The organism is Streptomyces sp. NPDC102441 (assembly GCF_044765585.1).
Taxonomy (GTDB): Bacteria; Actinomycetota; Actinomycetes; order Streptomycetales; family Streptomycetaceae; genus Streptomyces.
Map to the genome: position 1 here is coordinate 107,448 of NZ_JBIWKH010000015.1, position 21,695 is coordinate 129,142.

At 66.9% G+C, this 21,695-nt stretch carries 17 protein-coding genes; 8 read left to right on the forward strand and 9 right to left on the reverse strand.

The window, feature by feature from the left end; translation table 11 throughout:
* The first annotated feature begins 167 nt into the window (after nucleotides 1-167).
* Nucleotides 168-962, forward strand: coding sequence for a LuxR C-terminal-related transcriptional regulator (locus tag ACIREO_RS29945; RefSeq protein ID WP_404115816.1), 795 nt, complete (start codon nucleotides 168-170; stop codon nucleotides 960-962).
* Here ACIREO_RS29945 and ACIREO_RS29950 read toward each other — a convergent pair.
* Nucleotides 921-1,418, reverse strand: a complete 498-nt coding sequence (locus ACIREO_RS29950) for a MarR family winged helix-turn-helix transcriptional regulator (RefSeq protein WP_401631003.1) — start codon at nucleotides 1,416-1,418, stop codon at nucleotides 921-923. The genes ACIREO_RS29945 and ACIREO_RS29950 overlap by 42 nt on opposite strands.
* A gap of 88 nt (nucleotides 1,419-1,506) precedes the next feature.
* Here ACIREO_RS29950 and ACIREO_RS29955 point away from each other — a divergent pair, with 88 nt between their 5' ends.
* Nucleotides 1,507-2,313, forward strand: coding sequence for a trans-aconitate 2-methyltransferase (locus ACIREO_RS29955; protein ID WP_404115818.1), 807 nt, complete (start codon nucleotides 1,507-1,509; stop codon nucleotides 2,311-2,313).
* Nucleotides 2,310-2,675, forward strand: a complete 366-nt coding sequence (locus ACIREO_RS29960) for a VOC family protein (protein ID WP_404115820.1) — start codon at nucleotides 2,310-2,312, stop codon at nucleotides 2,673-2,675. Before ACIREO_RS29955 ends, ACIREO_RS29960 begins: the two co-directional genes overlap by 4 nt.
* A 3-nt stretch (nucleotides 2,676-2,678) precedes the next feature.
* On the opposite strand, the gene ACIREO_RS29965 is transcribed toward ACIREO_RS29960, so the two are convergent.
* From ACIREO_RS29965 to ACIREO_RS29980, 4 genes are all read right to left on the reverse strand, one after another.
* Nucleotides 2,679-3,284: a Uma2 family endonuclease gene (locus ACIREO_RS29965; RefSeq protein ID WP_404115822.1), complete on the reverse strand. Its 606-nt coding sequence runs from the start codon at nucleotides 3,282-3,284 to the stop codon at nucleotides 2,679-2,681.
* Between the two features lie 45 nt (nucleotides 3,285-3,329).
* Entirely contained in the window at nucleotides 3,330-4,544 is a 1,215-nt protein-coding gene (locus ACIREO_RS29970) for an RNA-guided endonuclease InsQ/TnpB family protein (protein WP_404115824.1), read from the reverse strand.
* A gap of 185 nt (nucleotides 4,545-4,729) precedes the next feature.
* Nucleotides 4,730-5,416 (reverse strand): TetR family transcriptional regulator, encoded by a 687-nt coding sequence (locus ACIREO_RS29975; RefSeq protein ID WP_404115826.1) that lies wholly within the window; start codon nucleotides 5,414-5,416, stop codon nucleotides 4,730-4,732.
* Nucleotides 5,413-6,399, reverse strand: coding sequence for an acyl-CoA desaturase (locus ACIREO_RS29980; protein ID WP_404115828.1), 987 nt, complete (start codon nucleotides 6,397-6,399; stop codon nucleotides 5,413-5,415). The genes ACIREO_RS29975 and ACIREO_RS29980 overlap by 4 nt, the downstream gene beginning before the upstream one ends.
* A gap of 327 nt (nucleotides 6,400-6,726) precedes the next feature.
* On the opposite strand from ACIREO_RS29980, the gene ppc reads away from it, so the two are divergent.
* Nucleotides 6,727-9,456 (forward strand): phosphoenolpyruvate carboxylase, encoded by a 2,730-nt coding sequence (gene ppc, locus ACIREO_RS29985; RefSeq protein ID WP_404115830.1) that lies wholly within the window; start codon nucleotides 6,727-6,729, stop codon nucleotides 9,454-9,456.
* 77 nt (nucleotides 9,457-9,533) lie between these two features.
* Here ppc and ACIREO_RS29990 read toward each other — a convergent pair whose 3' ends face one another.
* Both ACIREO_RS29990 and ACIREO_RS29995 read right to left on the reverse strand, forming a co-directional pair.
* Nucleotides 9,534-10,202: a DUF4276 family protein gene (locus tag ACIREO_RS29990; protein WP_404115832.1), complete on the reverse strand. Its 669-nt coding sequence runs from the start codon at nucleotides 10,200-10,202 to the stop codon at nucleotides 9,534-9,536.
* Nucleotides 10,199-11,317 (reverse strand): AAA family ATPase, encoded by a 1,119-nt coding sequence (locus ACIREO_RS29995; protein WP_404115834.1) that lies wholly within the window; start codon nucleotides 11,315-11,317, stop codon nucleotides 10,199-10,201. The genes ACIREO_RS29990 and ACIREO_RS29995 overlap by 4 nt, the downstream gene beginning before the upstream one ends.
* Before the next feature lie 180 nt (nucleotides 11,318-11,497).
* Here ACIREO_RS29995 and pglW point away from each other — a divergent pair, with 180 nt between their 5' ends.
* Nucleotides 11,498-16,153 carry a BREX system serine/threonine kinase PglW gene (pglW, locus tag ACIREO_RS30000; protein WP_404115835.1) on the forward strand — a complete coding sequence of 1,552 codons (4,656 nt, stop codon included), beginning with the start codon at nucleotides 11,498-11,500 and terminating at the stop codon, nucleotides 16,151-16,153.
* Here the strand turns inward: pglW and ACIREO_RS30005 are convergent.
* A complete protein-coding gene (locus tag ACIREO_RS30005; RefSeq protein ID WP_404116084.1) occupies nucleotides 16,122-16,409 on the reverse strand; it encodes a hypothetical protein in 288 nt (95 codons plus the stop codon). The two genes, pglW and ACIREO_RS30005, sit on opposite strands and share 32 nt — an antisense overlap.
* Nucleotides 16,406-16,696: a hypothetical protein gene (locus tag ACIREO_RS30010; protein ID WP_404115837.1), complete on the reverse strand. Its 291-nt coding sequence runs from the start codon at nucleotides 16,694-16,696 to the stop codon at nucleotides 16,406-16,408. Before ACIREO_RS30010 ends, ACIREO_RS30005 begins: the two co-directional genes overlap by 4 nt.
* Before the next feature lie 147 nt (nucleotides 16,697-16,843).
* Between ACIREO_RS30010 and ACIREO_RS30015 the strand changes: the two genes are divergently transcribed.
* The 3 genes from ACIREO_RS30015 to pglX all read left to right on the forward strand — a co-directional run bounded on the left by ACIREO_RS30015 (nucleotide 16,844) and on the right by pglX (nucleotide 21,674).
* The gene (locus ACIREO_RS30015) at nucleotides 16,844-17,677 is read left to right on the forward strand and encodes a Scr1 family TA system antitoxin-like transcriptional regulator (protein ID WP_404115839.1); all 834 of its coding nucleotides are present in this window, start codon (nucleotides 16,844-16,846) and stop codon (nucleotides 17,675-17,677) included.
* Entirely contained in the window at nucleotides 17,674-17,886 is a 213-nt protein-coding gene (locus ACIREO_RS30020; protein ID WP_404115841.1) for a DUF397 domain-containing protein, read from the forward strand. The genes ACIREO_RS30015 and ACIREO_RS30020 overlap by 4 nt, the downstream gene beginning before the upstream one ends.
* A 179-nt stretch (nucleotides 17,887-18,065) precedes the next feature.
* A complete protein-coding gene (gene pglX, locus ACIREO_RS30025) occupies nucleotides 18,066-21,674 on the forward strand; it encodes a BREX-2 system adenine-specific DNA-methyltransferase PglX (protein WP_404116064.1) in 3,609 nt (1,202 codons plus the stop codon).
* Nucleotides 21,675-21,695: the final 21 nt, after the last annotated feature.

The window sequence follows — 21,695 nt, forward strand, 5'->3', positions numbered from 1 at the left end:
TTTCAGGGGACGAGACAGTCGGATACGACGCCCGGGGCGGGTGGCGGCCGGCACACGGCGGCGGCCGTGCGCCGGCGGTCCACCGGAGTGCTCCGGGCGTCGTATCCGCCGTGGTCGGTCCACGCCGGGGCCGGCCACGAACGGGGCGCCCCAGGAGCTCACACAGCATGGGGGTGTCTGTGGCTCGTATCCGGGTTCTGGTGGTCGACGACCACCGCATCTTTGCCGAGTCCCTCGCCGCGGCTCTCGCGGCCGAACCGGACGTCGACGTGTCCGCCACGGGCAGCGGCCCCGCCGCACTGCGGTGTCTGGAGCGTGCCGCAGCCGAAGGGCGCCGCTACGACGTGATGCTGGTCGACGCCGAACTGGGCACCCTCGCCAGGGGTGGCGCCCGCACCGTCCCCGCACCGCGAGGCGCACCGGACGAGGCGCCCGCCGGCGGGCCGGTGGACGGCATCTCGCTGGTGGCGGGGGTGCGTTCCGGGCAGCCCCAGATCCGTACGGTGGTCCTCGCGGAGAGGGACGACCCGCGCCGGGCCGCGTCGGCGCTGCAGGCCGGCGCCTCGGGCTGGGTCGCCAAGGACTGCTCGCTGCAGAGGCTGCTGACGGTCATACGGGGCGTGCTCCGCGACGAGACGCATCTGCCGGCCGCGCTGCTGACCGGTGTCCTGCGGGAGCTGACGGCGGCCCGAAAGCACCGCACCGAGAGCGAGGAGCTCGTCGAGTCGCTGACCCCGCGCGAGCGCGAGGTGCTGCGCTGCATGGTGGCGGGCCTGGGGCGCAAGGCGGTCGCGGAGCGGCTCTTCCTGTCCCCGCACACGGTGCGTACCCATATGCAGAACGTGCTGGGGAAGCTGGGTGTGCACTCGACGCTGGCGGCCGTGGCACTCGCCCGGCGGGCCGGGGTGGGCCCGGTCGCGCTAACCGGGGATGTTGTCGAACGGGGCGGTCAGCTGGCGTAGCAGCCCGGCGAGTTCGGACCGCTGCCGGCGCGAGAGCTCGCCCAGGATGGCCCGCTCCTGGTCGAGCAGCCCGGCCAGCGACTGGTCGGCCTTGTCGCGGCCCAGGTCGGTCAGCCGGACGAGGACACCACGGCGGTCGCTCGGGTCGGGCAGCCGCTCCACCAGGTTCTTCTTGGTCAGCCGGTCGATGCGGTTGGTCATCGTGCCCGAGGTGACCAGGGTCTGAGTCAGGAGCTGGCCGGGGGAGAGCTGATACGGGGCGCCGGCACGGCGCAGGGACGTCAGTACGTCGAACTCCCAGGGCTCCAGCTGGTGCTCCGCGAAGGCGATTCTGCGGGCCCGGTCCAGATGCCGGGCCAGGCGGGAGACGCGGCTCAGGACCTCGAGTGGTTCCACGTCGAGGTCAGGGCGCTCGCGGCGCCATGCAGCGACCAGTCGGTCGACCTCGTCCTCCATGTCGATCAGTGTAAAGGGTCCCTCGACATGAAGTCTCTTGAATTCAAGTGTCTTGACATCAAGAGACTTTCTTGGTGATCCTGAACTCATGACGCCACCCGCCTGGGACCCCCAGCAGTACCTCCGCCACGCGGACCACCGCACCCGCCCCTTCCATGACCTCCTGGCCCGGATCGGAGCCCTCCCACACGAACCCGCACCCCGGATCGCCGACCTCGGCAGCGGCGCCGGAAACGTCACCGTCCTCCTCGGTGACCGCTGGCCGGGCGCCCGCATCACCGGCTACGACAGCTCACCCCAGATGCTCGAGCGCGCCCGCAACCACGCCGGGCCCCTCCTCGACTTCACCGAGGCCGACGCCGCGACCTGGGCGCCCACCGAGACGTACGACCTCATCGTCTCCAACGCCCTGCTCCAGTGGGTCCCCGGCCACACCGCCCGCTTCCCCCACTGGCTGGACGCCCTCACTCCCGGCGGCACCCTCGCCTTCCAGGTCCCCGGCAACTTCGACGCCCCCAGCCACACCCTCATGCGTGAACTGGCCGAATCCCCCCGCTGGCACAACCGCCTCGGCGGCCTCCTCCGCCACGGGGACGCCGTGCACACCCCCGCCGACTACCTGGAGCACCTCACCGCGCCCGGGCGCACCGTCGACGTCTGGGAGACCACCTATCTGCACCTGCTCCAGGGCGAGGACCCCGTCCTCGACTGGGTCAAAGGCACCGGCCTGCGCCCCGTCCTCGACGCCCTCGCCGACGACCCGGACGCCCGCGACGCCTTCCTCACCGAATACCGCGACCTGCTGCGCACCGCCTACCCGGCCGGCCCGCACGGCACGGTCTTCCCGTTCCGCCGGATCTTCGCCGTGGTCCGTACCGTCAAGGAGCAGCCGTGATCACCGCCGTCGACCATGTCCAGCTCGCTGCTCCGCCCGGATCGGAGGACGTCCTGCGGGCCTTCTACGTACACGTTCTCGGCCTTACGGAGCTCACCAAACCTCCAGCCCTCGCCGCCCGCGGCGGCTGCTGGTTCGGGGCCGGGCCGGTCCAGCTGCACCTGGGGATCGAAGAGGGCTTCCGCCCGGCGAGGAAGGCGCATCCGGGCCTGCGCGTCACCGGCATCGACGCCTACGCGACCCGGCTGGCCGGGCACGGCGCCCCCGTCGAGTGGGACGACAACCTTCCGGGCCACCGCCGCTTCCACTCCCAGGACCCTGTCGGCAACCGGCTGGAGTTCCTGGAGCCGGTCAGCGGGTGAGCGTCACAGCGCGTCGAGCGCCTCCGCCGAGATGTCCAGGTCGACGGGGAACGGAACGCCGGTCTTGAGCCGGTCATGGTGGATACCCGTCAGGGCGTACGTCTTGTTCACCGGGTCCAGCTCGTAGACCCGCACGACCGGGTGCCGGTCGCTGCCGGCCATCTCGACCAGCCAGAAGTTCGGGATGCCCGCCGACGCGTACTTCTGCGGCTTGGTGTCACGGTCGCGCGCCTCGGAGTCCGGGGAGACCACCTCGACGGCGAGAAGGACGTCTGCCGCCTCGAAACGGGTCAGCTCCCGCCCGGTGACCGCTTCCGCCCGGACGACGCAGAGGTCGGGCTCGGGGGCGTTACGGCGATCCAGGACCACAGTCACGTGGCGACGTGTCTTCAGTTCCAGTGGCGTGTGGTGACGGAGCCCTGTCACCAGAAGGTCGACCATCGTGCTGTGGAAGAGTCGTTGCGGGCACGCAAGGATCAGGTCTCCGTCGAGCAATTCCGTGTGCGGTGGAAGATCGGGCAAGGCCCACAGAGCATCCACCGTGTATCCGTCCTGTGGGGCTGGCCAGCGGCTGCTCTGACTGGTGATCGGCTCGTCGCCGGCGGTCATGGTTCCTCCCGTGACTCCTCCCCGCCCTGGAGACGAGGCTTCTCGCTATGCCTGGTTGGCGTCACGACGGACCAGCCCGGCCCGTAGAACATTGAGTGCCCCGACCTTGTCGGCGTGTGCCTGGTGGCCGCAGACGAGGCAGTGGAACTTCTCCTGTGTGGGCCGGTTCTCCTTGGCTATGTGCCCGCATTCGGGGCACATGCGGGAGGTGTTGCGGGGGTCCACGGCCATCACTTCCCGCCCGGCACTCTCAGCCTTTGCGTTCAGGATCGTCAGGAACACCCCCCATCCGGCGTCAGCGATCGAACGGTTCAACCCGGCCTTGGCCGCAGCCCTGTTGGGCAGGAAGCTGCCTGGATTCCAGGGGTCGGGTTTCGGCTCGGGAGTCCCGCTCATGTTGCGGATCTTGAGGTCTTCGTGCGCGATGAAGTCATGCTCCCGCACGAGCAGGAGCGCGGTCTTGTGTGCGTGGTCGAGCCGCTGACGACGCACCCTGCCGTGCAGGGCCGCGACCTTCTCCACCGCCCGCTGATGATTGCGGGTGCGGTCCCTGGCTTTGCACCGTGGAAACCGGGACAGGGCCTGCTGCGCGGCACGAAGCTTCGCTGCTGCCCTGCGGCCGTGGCGGGGACTGGGAATGTGCACGCCGTGTGAGGTGGTGAGGAACGACGCGATACCGAGATCGATACCGACCTGGCTGCCGGCCGCGGGCAACGGATCGGGCCGGTCACGCTCGGCGGTCAGCACGACGAACCACCTACGGCCCTCGCGTTTCACGCTGACAGTCTTGACCCTGCCCGTCACCGGACGGTGCTGGTTGACCCGGGCATGCCCGATACCCAGGAAACGGACCCGAGTGACAGCGTCGTGTGGGGTGGAGTCCCAACGGCAGCCGTCTCCGTCCCTGGGGAAGTCCACTGTGTCGAACCAGTTCGCCCCGCGAAAACGCGGATAACCTGGTGCGTCCCCAGCCATGACCCGGTGGAAGAAGCTGGCGAACGCCTTGTCCAGCCTGCGTAGCGTCGCCTGCTGCGAGGAAAAGGACCAGCGCCCCTGACGCCCCGGGTCGAAGGCCCGGATCTCCTTCAGCTGCGCGGACTGCTCTCCGTACCTGATGCTCGTCCTGGAGGGATGCCGGTAGGCGTCACGGCGTTCCTGCAATGCACCGTTGTAGAGCGAACAGTGATCCCGCAGCATCTCGCCCATTGCGATCGCCTGCCCCGCGGTGGGCCGCAGGAGAAACTTGTACGCACGGATCATCCAGCACACCCCCCTCCGGTCGGTACTGGGAATCATCCTACGTTCGGCGGACGCCGCCGCACCGGGAACCAGATCCCGTCACCCGGAGGGGTGATACACGACCGTTTCTTTTCCTGCACCGCACAGTAGGGTGCGCTTCGCGGCCTCGTCATCACAACGAGTGATCGCATGTGCGCCGCAGTGGCTCAGCTCTTCCGGTGGCCTATCAGCCGCGGCTTCGACTCCAGGTTCTCCAGCCCGTGCCACGCCAGATTCACCAGATGGGCGGCGACCTCCGCCTTCTTCGGCTTCCGCACGTCCAGCCACCACTGGCCGGTCAGTGCCACCATCCCGACCAGGGCCTGCGCGTACAGCGGGGCCAGCTTCGGGTCGAAGCCCCGGGCCTTGAACTCCAGGCCCAGGATGTCCTCGACCTGCGTCGCGATGTCACTGATCAGCGACGCGAACGTGCCCGTGGACTGCGCGACCGGAGAATCACGGACCAGGATCCGGAAACCGTCCGTGTACGTCTCGATGTAGTCGAGCAGCGCGAACGCCGCCTGCTCCAGCAGCTCACGCGGATGCCCCGCCGTGAGCGCCCCCGTCACCAGATCCAGCAGCTGGCGCATCTCACGGTCGACCACGACGGCGTACAGGCCCTCCTTGCCGCCGAAGTGCTCGTACACCACCGGCTTGGAGACCCCGGCACGCGCCGCGATCTCCTCCACCGAGGTGCCCTCGAAGCCCTTGTCGGCGAACAGGGCGCGGCCGATGTCCAACAGCTGCTCGCGGCGCTCCTTGCCCGTCATCCGGACCCGCCGGGCCCTTCGCGTGGGGGCAGGCCTGCTCTTCTCGCCGCTGGTACTTCCGTCGGTCGCCACGTCGTCAATCATGCAGGGTCGGCACCCACGGGCTTGCGCCGGGAGGCGATACGCGAGGCATCGGGCCACCGGACGTCATGCGCCCAGCCCAGTTGCTCGAACCAGCGGATCAGCCGGGCACTGGAGTCGATCTGGCCCCTCATCACCCCGTGCCGCGCGCTCGTCGGGTCCGCGTGGTGCAGGTTGTGCCACGACTCGCCGCACGAGAGCACCGCCAGCCACCACACGTTCCCGGACCTGTCCCGGGACTTGAAGGGCCGCTTCCCGACCGCGTGACAGATCGAGTTGATCGACCAGGTCACGTGGTGCAGCAACGCGACCCGGACGAGAGAACCCCAGAAGAACGCGGTGAACGCACCCCACCACGACATCGTGACCAGGCCGCCGACCAGCGGAGGGATCGCCAGCGAGAGAATCGTGAAGCTGAGGAAGTGACGCGAGATCGCGCGGATCGCCGGATCCCTGACGAGGTCCGGGGCGTACTTCTGCTGAGGCGTCTGCTCCTCGTTGAACATCCAGCCGATATGGGCCCACCACAGGCCCTTCAGCAGTGCCGGGAGGTTCTCGCCGAACCGCCAGGGCGAATGCGGGTCGCCCTCGGCGTCGGAGAACCGGTGGTGCTTGCGGTGGTCGGCCACCCAGCGCACCAGCGGGCCCTCCACCGCCATCGAACCCGCGACCGCCAGGACGAGACGGAGCGGACGCTTCGCCTTGAACGAGCCGTGCGTGAAGTAGCGGTGGAAACCGATCGTCACGCCGTGGCAGCCCCAGTAGTACATGGCGACCAGCAGACCCAGATCGAGCCAGCTGACCCCACGGCCCCAGGCCAGCGGCACCGCCGCGACCAGGGCCGCGAACGGCACCACGATGAACAGCAGCAGCGCGATCTGCTCGACCGAACGCTTCTTGTCCCCGCCGAGCGTGGCGGAGGAGTGTACGGAGTCGCCTGCCGTCGTCGGCAGGCCGTCGTCGATCACGTCGGGGCTGGTGGGCATTGGGGAGTCCCCTGTGAGGTGAGGAAATATGACGGTATGACCGGGCTACGCATCCGTAACCTACGGCAACGTAAGTATGGCAGCGAAGAGGCCCGCAACACGCGAACACCACCGTGGCAACCCTTGTGCGAGCGGGCCTCCGCCCTTCGTGTACCCCCGATCGTCACAACCCTGCAGGGCACCGAGCACGCCGAACGCCCGGACACCTATCCTGGGAGCGTCGGACAGCGCGGTCCGCACTCTGCATAACCGGGGTGACCCGTCAGCACCGCGAGCGCCCCGGCCCCCCTGACAGACGTGCTCAACCACTGCAAGGAGCCGCACACTGTGAGCAGTGCCGACCAGACCCCTGCCGCCAACACCGAACTGCGGGCCGACATCCGCCGCCTCGGCGACCTCCTGGGCGAGACCCTCGTACGACAGGAGGGCCAGCACCTCCTCGACCTCGTCGAGCGCGTCCGCGCCCTGACCCGCACCGACGGCGAGGCAGCGGCCGAGCTCCTCGGCGACACGGACCTGGAGACCGCCGCACAGCTCGTGCGCGCCTTCTCCACCTACTTCCACCTCGCCAACGTCACCGAGCAGGTCCACCGCGCCCACGAGATGCGCGACCGCCGGGCCGCCGAAGGCGGGCTCCTCGCCCGCACGGCCGACCGGCTCAAGGACGCCGACCCCGAACACCTGCGCGAGACGGTCAAGAACCTCAACGTACGACCGGTCTTCACCGCGCACCCGACGGAGGCCGCGCGCCGCTCCGTACTGAACAAGCTCCGCCGCATCGCCGAGTTGCTCGAAACCCCCGTGATCGAGGCCGACCGCCGGCGCCACGACCTCCGGCTCGCCGAGAACATCGACCTCATCTGGCAGACCGACGAGCTCCGCGTAGTACGCCCGGAGCCCGCCGACGAGGCCCGCAACGCCATCTACTACCTCGACGAACTCCACGCCAACGCCGTGGGCGACGTCCTCGAGGACCTCGCCGCCGAACTGGAACGCGTCGGCGTCGAGCTCCCGGCCGGCACGCGCCCCCTCACCTTCGGCACCTGGATCGGCGGAGACCGCGACGGCAACCCCAACGTGACGCCCGCCGTCACCTGGGACGTGCTCATCCTCCAGCACGAGCACGGCATCACCGACGCCCTCGAACTCATCGACTACCTGCGCGGACTCCTCTCCAACTCCATCCGCTACACCGGAGCCACCGACGAGCTCCTCACCTCGCTCCAGACCGACCTGGAGCGACTCCCCGAGATCAGCCCCCGCTACAAGCGGCTCAACGCCGAAGAGCCCTACCGGCTCAAGGCCACCTGCATCCGCCAGAAGCTCGTCAACACCCGCGAACGCCTCGCCACGGGCACGCCCCACCGCCCCGGCTGCGACTACCTCGGCACCGCCGAACTCATCGCCGACCTCGCACTCATCCAGACCTCCCTGCGCGAACACCGCGGCGGACTCTTCGCCGACGGCCGCATGGACCGCACCATCCGCACGCTCTCCGCGTTCGGCCTCCAGCTCGCCACCATGGACGTACGCGAACACGCCGACGCCCATCACCACGCGCTGGGCCAGCTCTTCGACCGCCTCGGCGAGGAATCCTGGCGCTACACCGACATGCCCCGCGACTACCGGCAGAAGCTCCTCGCCAAGGAGCTCAGGTCCCGCCGCCCGCTCGCCCCGACCCCGGCCCCGCTGGACGCCGCAGGTGAGAAGACCCTCGGTGTCTTCCACACCATCAAGGAGGCCTTCGAGCGCTTCGGCCCCGAGGTCATCGAGTCCTACATCATCTCGATGTGCCAGGGCGCCGACGACGTCTTCGCCGCCGCCGTCCTCGCCCGTGAGGCCGGACTCATCGACCTCCACGGCGGCTGGGCCAAGATCGGCATCGTGCCGCTCCTGGAGACGACCGACGAGCTCAAGGCCGCCGACGTCATCCTCGACGAAATGCTCGCCGACCCCTCCTACCGCCGCCTCGTATCACTCCGCGGCGACGTCCAGGAGGTCATGCTCGGCTACTCCGACTCCTCCAAGTTCGGCGGCATCACCACCTCCCAGTGGGAGATCCACCGCGCCCAGCGCCGGCTCCGCGACGTCGCCCACCGCTACGGCGTACGCCTGCGCCTCTTCCACGGCCGCGGCGGCACCGTCGGCCGAGGCGGCGGCCCCTCGCACGACGCGATCCTCGCGCAGCCCTGGGGCACCCTCGAGGGCGAGATCAAGGTGACCGAGCAGGGCGAGGTCATCTCCGACAAGTACCTCATCCCGGCGCTCGCCCGCGAGAACCTGGAGCTGACCGTCGCGGCGACCCTCCAGGCCTCCGCGCTGCACACCGCGCCCCGCCAGTCCGACGAGGCACTGGCCCGCTGGGACGCGGCCATGGACACCGTCTCCGACGCCGCCCACGGCGCGTACCGCAAGCTGGTCGAGGACCCCGACCTGCCCGCGTACTTCCTCGCCTCCACCCCGGTGGACCAGCTCGCCGACCTGCACCTGGGCTCGCGGCCCTCCCGCCGCCCCGGCTCGGGCGTCTCGCTCGACGGCCTGCGGGCCATCCCGTGGGTGTTCGGCTGGACCCAGTCCCGCCAGATCGTCCCCGGCTGGTTCGGCGTCGGCTCCGGCCTCAAGGCACTGCGCGAGGCCGGCCTCGACACCGTCCTCGAAGAGATGCACGGCCAGTGGCACTTCTTCCAGAACTTCATCTCCAACGTCGAGATGACCCTGGCCAAGACCGATCTGCGCATCGCCCGGCACTACGTCGACACGCTCGTCCCCGACGAGCTCAAGCACGTCTTCGACGTCATCGAGGCCGAACACGCACTCACCGTGCAGGAAGTCCTCAAGGTCACCGGCGGCAAGGAACTCCTCGGCACCAGCCCGGTGCTCCAGCAGACCTTCGCCATCCGGGACGCCTACCTGGACCCGATCTCCTACCTCCAGGTATCCCTGCTCGCCCGCCAGCGCCAGGCCGCCGAACGCGGCGAAGAGGCCGACCCGCTGCTCGCACGGGCCCTGCTGCTCACCGTCAACGGTGTCGCCGCAGGCCTCCGCAACACCGGCTGACTCGTACGCATGGCTGGGCCTCTGTCCTTCCTGGGCAGAGGCCCAGTCTGCGTGGCGTTCGCGCAGACTGTTGCCGGCTACTCGTCGGCCAGCGCAGTCAGCCTGTCGATCCATGCGCTGAAATGCGGGCAGGCGGCTCGCAGACCTTCGAGCCCGAGGTCGGTCACTGCCGCAGGCCCGTGAAGGGTTTTGTTGTACTCCGGGTGCAGCTTCAACAGGCGCTTCGACGGAGCGGTCTCCGGCCTCTCGTTGACCTCCTCCGGACCTCCGGCAGCAGCGGCTATGTTCTGCACCTTCTGCGCGAGCGCAGGGTCGTCCGTCCAATAGGCAAGCTGTTCCGCCGCAGCGAAAACCCATGCCTCGGTTTCGTGAAGAACCAGGTACGGAATGAAACGCGGGTGGCCGATGTGCTCGGCCATGCGTTTCTCCACGTGCTCGGCCTTTTGCCGAGCCGAGGCCGAAGGCCGGTCAGCCATCCCCGGACTGTCCTGCGGGAGCCCGTAGTAGTCGATCAGCGTCGTGACCGCAGCCCAGTGCGGACTGCTCCTGAGACGGTTCTGCAGATCCTTCTCGATCTTCGACCACTTACTGACACCCCCGCGCCCGGTGGGCCCGCCTGCCGCAGTTCGAGTCAAGAGGATGGTCGGCACCATGATGATGCCCAACCGCACCAACTCAGGAGCAAGGAAGTCCCGGACCATGTTCTCTTCGGTCTGCCCTTCGCACAGCACCCCCACCGTGATCATTCCGGGCGACCCCGGAAGGGAAGCTCCGCCGCAGGTCGTCCGCCCAGGACGTTCTTCTCCCACAGCTCACCGAGCGAGTAGTCTTCCAGCCAATCATGGAGCGCTTCGTGGTCTGGTCGTCTGAGCACGGTCGCTCCGTTCTCCCTCTCCACCACGACGATTTCGTCCAGCAAAAACTGGTTGAGGAGAGTGACGGACTGGGTGGCGATGACGATCTGGCTTCGCACCGCAGTTGAGCGCAGCATGTCCGCGAGCTGAACCACTGCATAGGGGTGCAGGCCCAACTCAGGCTCATCCAGGGTGAGCAGCGCCGGCGGATCAGGTTGCAGGAGCAGCACACACAGGCAGATGTACCGCAGCGTGCCATCGGACAGCGCCTCGGCGGGAAAGACCGCGTCCACACCTTCCTGGGTCCAGCGCAGCCGGATCCGGCCGCCAGGCTCCTCGGCCAACAGGAAGTCCCGGAAGAACGGTGCGACGGACTGCACCGCGCGCACGATACGCCTGTACGACCTCGGCTCCCCGTCCCGCATCCGCAGCAGGAAAGCCGCGAGATTCTCCGCGTCGGGTCTCAGCGCTTCATTGTCCGCGGCATAGCCGAAGCGTTTGACCGGTGCCTCACGGCCAGTGTCCTGGAAGTGGAACACCCGGCAGCCGGCCAGGATGGCGCGCACCGGCCCCGCGAGTCGCGACAGTTGTTCCTCCTCCTTCTGGCGAAGGAGCGATTCCCGGTGCCCCCGCCCGAAGTCCTCGACGAGGGGGCGGCCCCACTCATTGAAGTGGCCCTTCTCCTCCGAGAAGATAAGAGTGTCGTTCGCCGCTGCTATCAGGTGGGCCTCGTAGCGGTAGGGAGACGCGCTCACCCGCAGGCGAATCCCCTTGCCCGGATCCGCGCCCGCGAACTGCAGAGCCTGTGCTCCACCGCGGAGACCCACCTCGAGCGCTAGGTCCCCGTCCGCCATCCGCCCGAGCAATTCCAGCGCCCCGACCACATTGCTCTTGCCTGCCCCGTTGGCACCCACAAGCACGGTCACGCCCTCGCCCAGTTCCAGCGTGCCGGCGCGGATGGAGGCATATCCCTCGACGGACACCTCAGAGAGCTTGTAGGACGACATGGCCCAACCCTAGGCCAGGCCCGACCGCCCAGCCTGGGCACTGCCAACAAGCGAACTGTTGGCGCGCTGCGTCTCACGTAGCGCCCAGCCGCACGCAGACATGTCCGTCCCTGCCGATACGCTGGAACGCCGGCTGAGATCCAGCCACGGAGCCGATACGCGGAAGGGACGATCGAGGTCATGAGAGACGGCCGGTGGACCACTGTCACCGAGTCGCAGTTCCAGCATGAGCGCAGCGGACTGCTGCATCTCAAGGAATTGCTGCCCGACAACGAGCCCTACCGAGCTTGGTCGAACTTCACCTTCACCGCGCACAGCGGCCATGTACGCGAGGTCGACCTGCTGGTCGCCGCGCCCTCCGGGCTCTTCCTCATCGAGCTGAAGAGCTGGCAGGGCACGCTCACCTCCGCGGGGTCCAGCTGGGTTCAGACGTTGTCCGACGGCCGCACACGCATGCACCGCAATCCCCGCCATCTCGCGAACCAGAAGGCGAAGGAGCTCAAAGGGCTGATCAAGGACGCCATGGACCGGGCCGACATCCGGCTGCCCGTGCCTTACGTCCAGGAGATCGTCTACTTCACCAACCCCGGCCTGCGGATCCGTCTGGCGCCCAACGATCTGGCGGGCGTCTTCGGCAAGGTGGGGCATGCGGGGCTCCCTGACATTCTTCCCGAGCTGATCCGCCAGCCCCGCGACGTCCACGGTGGGATCGACCTCCAGCTGTCCCGTCAGCTAGGCAAGATCTTCGAAAGTGTCGGTATCGGCCGCTCCGACGCCGAGTACCACCTGGGTCCGTACAAGCTGGACCGGACCCCCTTCGACACCGGGCCCAACTGGGCCGACTACCTGGCCCACCACGACTCCCTGCGCCGGACTCGCCGCGTCCGCATCTACCTGCGCGAACGCGGCGCCGACCGGCAGAGCCGCTTGTCCATCAGCCACACCGCCGAGCGGGAGGCAAAGGCCCTCGACGGCCTCGGCCATCCGGGCCTGGTCGCCCTGGAGAACTTCGACGAGAACGGCCACAGCGCCGGTCCCGCTCTGCTCTACAAGTACGACCCGAAAACCCTGCGCCTGGACGACTACCTCCTCCAGTACGGTGACCGGCTCGATGCCCAGGCCCGCTCCGGCCTGCTGCGCCGGCTCGCCGAGACCGTGCATTACGCGCACCGTCACCGCCTCTACCACCGCGCTCTGCACGCCCGTGCCGTCCACGTCCTGCCCGGCCCGCGCACCCGCGACATCGCCGAGGAAGACCGCTGGCTGCACCCCGTCCTGCAGATCGCCGAATGGCAGACGGCCGTGCGCCGCCCGCGCACGACCGGGGCACAGGGAGGCTCAGGCGGCACGCTCAGCAGCGGCCACGAGATCGTCCCCTCGCACGATCTGGCCGCATACGTCTCCGACGCCGCCGGCCCCTACCTCGCCCCGGAGCTGTCGGCCAAGACCCCGGATCCCGTCGCCCTGGACATGTTCGGCCTCGGCGTGCTCGGCTACCTGATCTTCACGGGACGCCCGCCCGCCGCCAGCCAGGCCGAACTGGGTGCCCGGATCCAGCAGGACCAGGGCCTGATCCCGTCCGTCCTGATTGATGGACTGTCCGGATACGTCGACGAGCTTGTCAGGAACGCCACGACGTACAACCCCCTGCACCGCCCCCGCACAGCTGCCGAATTCCTGGAAGCACTCGACGCCGTCGATCTCGACCTCGCTCCGCACGCCGGGCAGCACCCGATCGGCGAGATTCCCGCCGAGGAGGGCGACCCGCTCGACGCCTCCCCCGGAAACATCATCGGCGGCGGTCGCTTCGAAGTCCTGCGCAGCCTCGGCCAGGGCTCCACCTCCCGCGCCCTGCTCGCCCGCGACCTCACCCGTGAGGACAAGGACGGCGAGAAGCGACAGGTCGTCCTCAAGGTCGCCCGCGCGGACAAGTACGCCGAAGCGCTGCGCCGCGAGGCCGACGTACTGTCCAAGCTGAGCAACGACTCCAAGGTCATTCACCTTGCCGAGGACGAGCCGGTTCGTATCGGTCCGCGTACCGTCCTGGTCCTCGACCACGCCGGTGACTCCACCGTTGCCCGCCAGCTGCGTGAGCGGGGCCGCCTCCTCACCGACCAGCTGGAGACGTACTCCACCTACCTGTTCGCCGCCGTCGACTTCCTCGACGGCGAGGGCATCTGGCACCGAGACCTCAAGCCCGACAACATCGCCATCCGGGTCCGCCCCAACGGCACCCGCCAGCTCGTCCTCTTCGACTTCTCCCTCGCCGGTATCGACGTCCGCGCCACCGGAGCAGGCACCGAGGGCTACCTCGACCCCTTCGTTGCCAAGGACATCACCCGCGGCCGGTACGACGTCCACGCCGAGCTGTACGCCCTGGCCATCACCCTGCACGAGATGGCATCCGGTGAGCTGCCCCAGTGGGGGGACGGCTCGGTGCTGCCCGACCAGACGGACCCGAAGAAGTGGCCCCACCCCAAGGTCCCCTCCGAGGCGTTCGACTCCGCTGTACGCGAAGGCCTCACCGACTTCTTCCATTGCGCGCTCCACCGCGACGCCCGGCGCAGGTTTGCCGACCTCCAGGAGATGCAGCGCGCCTGGCAGCGCGTCTTCGCCCTCGCCGACCAGCCGGTACCTGCCCGCTCCACCGGCCACCCGGAGGACAACAAGGACAAGGCCGTCCTGCCCGTGGGGCTTCTTCCCCCGGAGGACCCCGCCGACGACACCTCGCGCCTCGACGTGGACGCCGCGAAGGCGGACCGGGGCACGCAGCTCCTCGTAGCCGGGCTCACCCCCCGCGCGGTGTCCTTCCTCAACGGGATCGACCTCAACACGGTCGGCGACCTCCTCGACTACTCCACCCGCCGCCTCGTCAACCAGCCCGGGCTCGGACACCGCACCCGGGACGAGATCAACCGCCGCATCAAGCGGTGGCGACTCGCTCTCGACACCCCCGAACCCTCCCCCCTCTCCGCGGGCGAGCGCTCCGACTCTGCCGAGGAGATCGCCGAAGCCCTCGCCGAACAGGAGACCGAGGGCGATCCTCGCGCCCTGCGCCGCGTCACTCTGGACGCCCTCGTCTCCCTCCTCGTGCCCAAGCCGGCCCCCAAGGGCCGCAATGCCACCGAGGTCGAAGCGGTACGGCTCCTGCTGCGCCTGCCTGACGAGCAGGGCACCCCACTGCCCAAGGATCTTCCCGCCTGGCCGCTGAACACATCCGTGGCCCCCCTCACCAGCGAGCAGGTCACCGAGGGCCGGATCGCCCAGATCCTCGGCACTCAGCGCAAACGTTGGGCAAGGAGTCCCGTCCTGCTCGCCCTGCGCGACGAGGCCGTGGAGATCCTGGCCACCCTCGGCCGGGTCGCCTCCGTCACCGAACTCGGCGAAGCTCTCATCGGCCGCCGAGGCGTCACCCAGCGGGACCCTCAGATCCGCCGAGCGCTCGGCTTCGCAGCCGCCCGCGCCGCGTACGAGGTGGACTGGACCCTCAGCCCACGCCGGATGCGCAGCCGCCGCCACGGCGACACGGGCACCAATCTGATGCTGTTCGCCCTGGAGGTGGACGAGGACACCGACACCCCGGACACCCCCTCCGCCCCAGCACTCCTCAACTACGCCGACCGCCTGGGCAAAGCCGCCGACCTGTTGGCCGCCCGCGACGTGCTCGCCAGCCCCACGACGGTGCTGGAACAGATCGTCGCCGCCGACGCCGCGTTCCACGAGCGCTATCCAGGCACCCGAATCTCTCTCGATGATGGCCGCATGGTCACCCTGGCCGCCGCCGCCTCCGGGACCGCTGCGGCCAACGCCCGCCTGGAGATCTACAGCCGCAACCTCCAGCCCGTCCGCGCCCTGCGCTTGACCCAGGCCGGCCTGTTCCTGCCCCTCGCGGGAAAGAATCAGAACGAGCAGGACGGTCTCACCATCGAGACCATCCACCAGCGGGTCCATAACCGTTTCCCCGACCTCTCGACCCGGCTCCCGGACCAGCCCGCACCATTGAGCCGGCTGCTCAGCCAGGCGGGCTTCGCCCTGAAGTGGCGCACCCGGGGCAGAACCGGCCGCGGAGTGTTCCTGCCCGAACGCGACGAGACCAATGCGGACCGCACCTCGGCCGTCACCCAGCGCCGGATCACCCGTGCGACGATCACCGACCACTGGACAGCCGGCACCCCGGAACAGAAGCTGCGCTACCGGGCCAACGCCCAGCTTCTCGAATCCGCCGCCCGCCCCGGCTTCCGGCTCCTCACTGTCCGCTACGACGACCAGCGACTCGCCCTGCTCACCCTGACCGAACCCGGCCGCGAATGGCGCGCCGAACCGGTCGACGTCAGCGTCCTGTTTCTCACCTCGCTGCGCCGCCTGGTCGAGGCCCGCCCCCGACCCACCTGGGACACCATCCTGGAAGCCGACAACGCCGTGCCGGGATCGCGGGACGCGATGAAGTTCGGCGAGTACACGGCGGCGGCGTGGGGGGAGGTGGAGAAGGAACTGCTGCGTCGGCTGGACGCGGCACCGGCTGGGGACGCGTCCCCGTCCGATGCACGTCTCGACTCGGCTCCGTTCACAACGAACTCTCGGCCCCTGCTCCTGCATGACGCCTCCGTGATGGCCCGGTACGGAGGCACGGGCGCCCTCCAGCGCCTTGCCGACCATGCGCGGCGCGGTGGTGGCGCGAGAAGTGGAAGAGGCCTGTGGCTCCTCAGCCCGCTGAACGATGCCACCGCCGCCCCCCGGCTGGAGGACTGGACGGTGGCATTGGAAGACCGCGAGGAATGGATCCGCCTCAACCACAGTTGGGTCGTCAACGACCCGGAGGATGCTCCGGCGGCATAGTGCTCCGCAGCCTGGCCGGTCCGGACCCCGGTGCGGCCCAGCTGCTGCGGGCATTCGCCACCGCGAGCGACGCCCGCAGTCGCTCCTGCGGAGAGGCCGGGCGTACGGCGCCGGGAGCCGCGTCCCACTCCTTGCCGCCACCGAGTGGCCGCAGCTGGACGTACGGCCCCACGAAGCCCATGACCTCGCCGATCCCTATGGTGCGCTGATCCACGGCCACCGTGCCGATCGCGACGCGAGGGACGGCCCCGCTCACTCCGCGTCCGCCTGCGGGGTGCGCCGCAGTACGTCGGTCAGTCGTGCCGCTGTCGCGAGGTTCACCCGGCCCAGCTCGATGAGCGGACGGGGCGCTGTGGTCGTCGTGCACGAGGCGAGGTCGGGGCCCAGCGACGGAAGCGTAATGCCGAGCCGATGGAGCACGTCGGCGAGCTCGTCGGCAGCGACGAGCGCGACGGCGAGGGGGTTCGCGGCGAACTCGGCCTCGGCGGTGGCGGCGAGTGAGGGTGTGGGGGAGGACGGGGTGCGGTGAATATTCGGGTTCATGCTCACAGCGTGACGTTCAAGGGCTACGCTCAGTAGGGGGAGCGTGCCAACAACCGCACTGCGGGCGGCTGCCAGCCCCGGACCAACACGGGGCTGCGATGCGTGGGCACGCGCGGACCACCGAGAACCACCGAGGAGACGTGGCCGATGACCACGCAGAATCAGCTGGACCCCTACGCCTCACCGCGGACCTTCTACGGCTCCGAACTACGCCGCCATCGAGAGGTCGGCGGCTACTCCCAGGACCAGCTAGGGGAGCGAATTTTCTGCTCCGGCACGTACATCGGCCAGTTCGAGTCGGCGAAGCGGCTGCCGCAGCCGGATGTGTCGCGGCTGCTGGACGAGGTGTTCGACTCGGGGGAGCACTTCCAGCGGCTGTGTCACTTGGCGCGCAAGTCCAAGCATGCGGAGTACTTCGCGGATGCGGCGGAGCTGGAGCAGCAGGCACGGACGATCAGCGAGTACGCGCCGACGCTCGTACCGGGCTTGTTGCAGACGGAGGGGTATGCGCGGGCATTGATCGAAACAGCCCAGCAGTTCGAGTCGCAGGAGGTTGTTGAGGAGTTCGTGAGGGCGCGCCGAGAGCGACAGGGCATCCTCGACAGTGCAACAGCGCCGCAACTGTGGGTCGTTCTACACGAGTCCGTGCTACGAGTGCGGGTTGGGGATTGCGCTGTCATGGACGAGCAGCTCGTCAGTCTCGCAAGGGCAGCTCGAACCAACCGGCGTCTATTGGTACAGGTGCTTCCCTTCGAGGCCGGGGCTGCCGCCTTCCTGAACGGCACGACGATCCACATGACCTTCGACGAGGCTCCGCCAGCCGTGTACGCAGAGAGCGCCTACACTGGCCAACTGGTTGAGGAGCCAGCTCTAGTTGCCCGGTACCAGAGGGCCTACGATTTGACGAGGGCCGCTTCGTTGCCACCGGAAGCATCCCTCCAGTTGATCGAATCGGTGGCGAAGGACTACGCGACACCATGACCTTCGTACTTGACCTGACAGCCGCTGTGTGGCGTAAGTCGTCGTACAGCAATGGCGACGGCGGCGCTTGCCTTGAGATTGCCGATGCTCCTGGTGTGATCCCAGTCCGGGACAGCAAGCTGCCGAATGGGCCGGCCTTGCTCGTTCCGTACCGAACGTGGGGAACCTTTGTGGAAGCAGTTAAGGCAGGATCGATCGCTCGAAACTGACCCACGCCCGCTACGGTGCGTGCAGGCCCTGTCACTCGTGAGTGGCAGGGTTCTTACGTGGTCCAATGGATGTGGGCGCACTAGTGCGTACTTTTCGTGACACGACAACTCAACTGTTGGTGGACTCAGTGATTGATCGCGAACGGCTGCTCAAGGACCTGCAGAAGCAGGTGGAAGCCATGGAGGTAGACCTTCAGAGCCAGCTTGGCAGGCTTCCGGATGTGGACCAAAGGCTCCGGTTGGAGCACGAGAACGCAGTTAAAGCTGGGCGTACGACTGCCGCCCCCACCGAGTGGGTCGGTGATCGTGTTAACCAGGCCGCCGTTGCCTGGGTGTTGGGCACGGTTTTCGTACGCTTCTGCGAGGACAACGGTCTCCTGCGCGATCCGTTCATCGCGGGATCGGCTGTGCCTCGCCAGACTCACGCTGAGGAACGTCACAGTCAATTTATTAAGGATAACCCGGCCCACACCGACAGGCATTGGCTTTCGGCGGCCTTTTTGCAGATTGCATCCACTCAAGTGGGTAAACTTCTCTTTGATGAACGCCACAACCCTCTCTTTCAGATCCCCCTGTCGAACGAAGGGGCTAGGCAGCTGATTACGTTTTGGCGATCTCACGAGGAGATGGAAGGTGATGTTACTGGCATCATTCATAACTTTTTTGACCCTGAGTGGGATACTCGTTTTCTTGGCGACATTTATCAGGATCTATCAGTAGAGGCGAAAGAAAAGTACGCGCTGCTTCAAACGCCTGAATTTGTTGAAGATTTCATCTTGAGTCGAACTCTCCATAAAGCTATCCAAGAGTTCGGTTACGACAAGGTCAAGATGATCGATCCGACTTGCGGATCCGGTCACTTTATTCTGGGGGCGTTTCATAGAATTTTGGCTGCTTGGGAAAAAATGGCTCCTTCGGTGAGTCAGCATGACAGAGTGGAAGCTGCGCTGAATTCTGTTCACGGCGTCGATATAAATCCTTTCGCCTCGGCTATCGCGCGCTTTCGTCTTCTTGTTGCCGCACTTAAGGCCGCAAAGGTGCACCGCTTCGATGATGCGAGAAGCTATGATTGGCCAATTCATATTGCCACTGGCGATGCATTGCTGAAGTTTGAGCAGGGTAAGCTCTTCGACTCCGTGAGTGACGAAGGAGGGTTGGATGGATATGAATTTCATTTCACGACTGAAGACATCTCGCGGCATCTAAATATCCTCACACCTGGGCGGTATCATGTGGTTGTCGGTAATCCTCCGTACATCGTTCCAGGGAAAGACTCCCCCAAGGCCCTCTACAGGAAGCTGTATAAAACCTGTTACAAGCAATACCAGCTCACCGCACCATTTGCTGAGAGATTTTTCGAGCTTGCGAAGCCAGCGGAGGGGGACAGTCAACCTGGTTACGTAGGGCAAATCACCGGAAACGGCTTCATGAAGCGTGAATTTGGTGAAAAGCTGATTCAAGAATTTTTGGCAACTGAAGTGGACTTGACTGAGGTTATTGACACGTCGGGGGCCTATATCCCGGGACATGGGACCCCCACAGTGATTCTTGTCGGACGCCGACGCAAGGCGTCTCTTGGGGCTAGCACAATTCGCTCAGTACGTGGAATTAATGGTGAGCCAAGCGTTCCTCGGGACCCCGCCAAGGGCCAAGTGTGGTCCGAGATCACAAAGCTGATTGATGAGCCGAACGATAAGCCGGGGGAGTGGGTGTCTGTCGGAAATCTTGAGCGTGGAAAGTATTTTGGTAGCCACCCGTGGATTCTCATGGATGGAGGGTTGGAGGCAGTTGAGACCATTAATGGCGAAGATCGTCCTAAATTGCGTTCGCGTCTCGCTATGAATGTTGGATTCGCGAGCTTCCCCGGGCACGATGACGCATTTATTGGCGTGCCGTCATCATTTGCGCGCAGACGGCTGGAGAATGGGCGAAATCTCATTGTGGGGGAGGTGATTCGGGATTGGGGAGTCAAGGCAAAGTATCGGGCTGTCGCTCCGTATGAGGCTGATGGGTCCTTGGCGAGCTACAACGGAGGGAGTGCCTGGGGTAGAGGTCTATGGGGAGTTCGGCAAGTTCTACGTTCAACCGATAATTTCAAGAATGAGAAATCGTGGTGGGGGTGGTATAGATGGATTCCTGAAAGGTACAGGACGAGGCTCGCGCTAACCTTCTCCGCCGACGCTGCAACGCATAATCAGTTCTGTCTGACTAGGGATGATGAGGTTTTTAAGCAATCTTCCCCAGTGATTAAACTTTCTGACGACTCTGCAGAAAGCGATTATCTCGAGATTCTTGGAGTTTTGAATTCCTCGACGGCCTGCTTCTGGCTTAAGCAGATGTGTCACAATAAGGGGAGTACCGTAGACAAGAAGGGTGCCAGGCAATCGAAGGTTCCATTTGAAGATTTCTACCAATTCAACTCGAGCAACGTGCAGGAGTTTCCTCTTTCTCCAGTTTGCCCCCTCGCCCGCGCTACTGAGCTCGACAGCCTCGCGCAGAGGATTTCCGCGGTAAGCCCCGCTACGCTCGCCGCCGACCCAGAAAAGCCGCCCACAGCGGACACCCTCGCCGAGGCCCGCGAGGAATGGCACCGCATCCGTGCCCGGATGATCGCCGTCCAGGAGGAGCTGGACTGGGAGGTGTACGCCCTCTACGGACTGCACAAGGATCTGACCGCTCCCGAAGAGTCGCTCCCCGCTGAAGGGCTCGAACTAGGCCAGCGCGCCTTCGAGATCGACCTCGGTAAGCGCGTCAACGCCGGCGAAGCGAAGACCGAGTGGTTCCGGCGGCACAACTCCAAAATGATCGACGAGATCCCGGCCGAGTGGCCCGAGGCGTACAAGGACACCGTCCTCCGACGCCTCGACGCCATGCAGAACTCCAATGTCATCGGGCTCATCGAGCGCCCCGAGTACAAGCGCCGCTGGCTGACCGACGGCTGGGACAAGCAGCAGAGTGCCGCCCTGCGCGAGTGGCTGCTGGCCCGCATGGAGCGGCGCGAGCTCTGGTACCAGCCCGACTATCAGGGTGTCGAGTACCCCCGGACCCGATCGATCCGTGAACTCGTCGAGGCCCTGGCGGCCGATTCCGACTTCACGGACGTCGCCGCGCTCTACGCCCCCGGCAAGGAACTGTCCGAGATCGTGCCCGAGGTGGTCGAAGACCAGCACGTGCCGTTCCTGGCGGCCCTGCGCTACCAGGAGCCGATCATGGAGAAGAAGCGCGCGGTCTGGGAGGACGTCTGGGAGAGGCAGCGCGCCGAGGACGTAGCCACGGCCGCCGCCGACCACTTCAAGGCCAAGGAGATCCGGGACGGCACACCCGTACCTCCGAAGTACACGACGAAGGACTTCCGCAAGGACTCCTACGGCGCCCAGCGCGGCTCCCTCGACGTGCCGCGTGAGCGGTTCATCTCCTACAGCCGCACCCTCACCCCTGCCATCGAGGTGCTGGGCTGGGGCGGCTGGGACCACGCCGAGCAGGCCACCGCGCTGACCCAGGCCATCGAGGACCGCCGGGAGTCCGGGAACTGGGACAAGCCCGACTTCCTCCCCTACCTGGCCGGACTGCTGGAGCTGCTGCCCTGGGTACGCCAGTGGCATCCGGAGGACGCAGGCTTCTTCGAGGAGGTCCTGCTGGCCTGGCAGAGCGAGGAGGAGTTCGGTGTCACCGAGGCCGAGCTGCGTGCCTGGCGCCCGGCCGCCGTCAAGCGGACCCGCAAGGCAGCCGTGAAGAAGGCGAAGGCCACGAAGGTGCCTGCCGGCACGGAGGCCGCCGAGCAGCCATAGGGAACGAGTGCGTACTGCCCG

Coding starts and splice junctions, on each gene's coding strand:
- ACIREO_RS29945 (WP_404115816.1), top strand. CDS start 168: ATGGGGGTGTCTGTGGCTCGTATCCGGGTTCTGGTGGTCGACGACCAC.
- ACIREO_RS29950 (WP_401631003.1), bottom strand. CDS start 1,418: ATGGAGGACGAGGTCGACCGACTGGTCGCTGCATGGCGCCGCGAGCGC.
- ACIREO_RS29955 (WP_404115818.1), top strand. CDS start 1,507: ATGACGCCACCCGCCTGGGACCCCCAGCAGTACCTCCGCCACGCGGAC.
- ACIREO_RS29965 (WP_404115822.1), bottom strand. CDS start 3,284: ATGACCGCCGGCGACGAGCCGATCACCAGTCAGAGCAGCCGCTGGCCA.
- ACIREO_RS29970 (WP_404115824.1), bottom strand. CDS start 4,544: ATGATCCGTGCGTACAAGTTTCTCCTGCGGCCCACCGCGGGGCAGGCG.
- ACIREO_RS29975 (WP_404115826.1), bottom strand. CDS start 5,416: ATGATTGACGACGTGGCGACCGACGGAAGTACCAGCGGCGAGAAGAGC.
- ACIREO_RS29980 (WP_404115828.1), bottom strand. CDS start 6,399: ATGCCCACCAGCCCCGACGTGATCGACGACGGCCTGCCGACGACGGCA.
- ACIREO_RS29990 (WP_404115832.1), bottom strand. CDS start 10,202: ATGATCACGGTGGGGGTGCTGTGCGAAGGGCAGACCGAAGAGAACATG.
- ACIREO_RS29995 (WP_404115834.1), bottom strand. CDS start 11,317: ATGTCGTCCTACAAGCTCTCTGAGGTGTCCGTCGAGGGATATGCCTCC.
- pglW (WP_404115835.1), top strand. CDS start 11,498: ATGAGAGACGGCCGGTGGACCACTGTCACCGAGTCGCAGTTCCAGCAT.
- ACIREO_RS30010 (WP_404115837.1), bottom strand. CDS start 16,696: ATGAACCCGAATATTCACCGCACCCCGTCCTCCCCCACACCCTCACTC.
- ACIREO_RS30015 (WP_404115839.1), top strand. CDS start 16,844: ATGACCACGCAGAATCAGCTGGACCCCTACGCCTCACCGCGGACCTTC.
- ACIREO_RS30020 (WP_404115841.1), top strand. CDS start 17,674: ATGACCTTCGTACTTGACCTGACAGCCGCTGTGTGGCGTAAGTCGTCG.
- pglX (WP_404116064.1), top strand. CDS start 18,066: ATGGAGGTAGACCTTCAGAGCCAGCTTGGCAGGCTTCCGGATGTGGAC.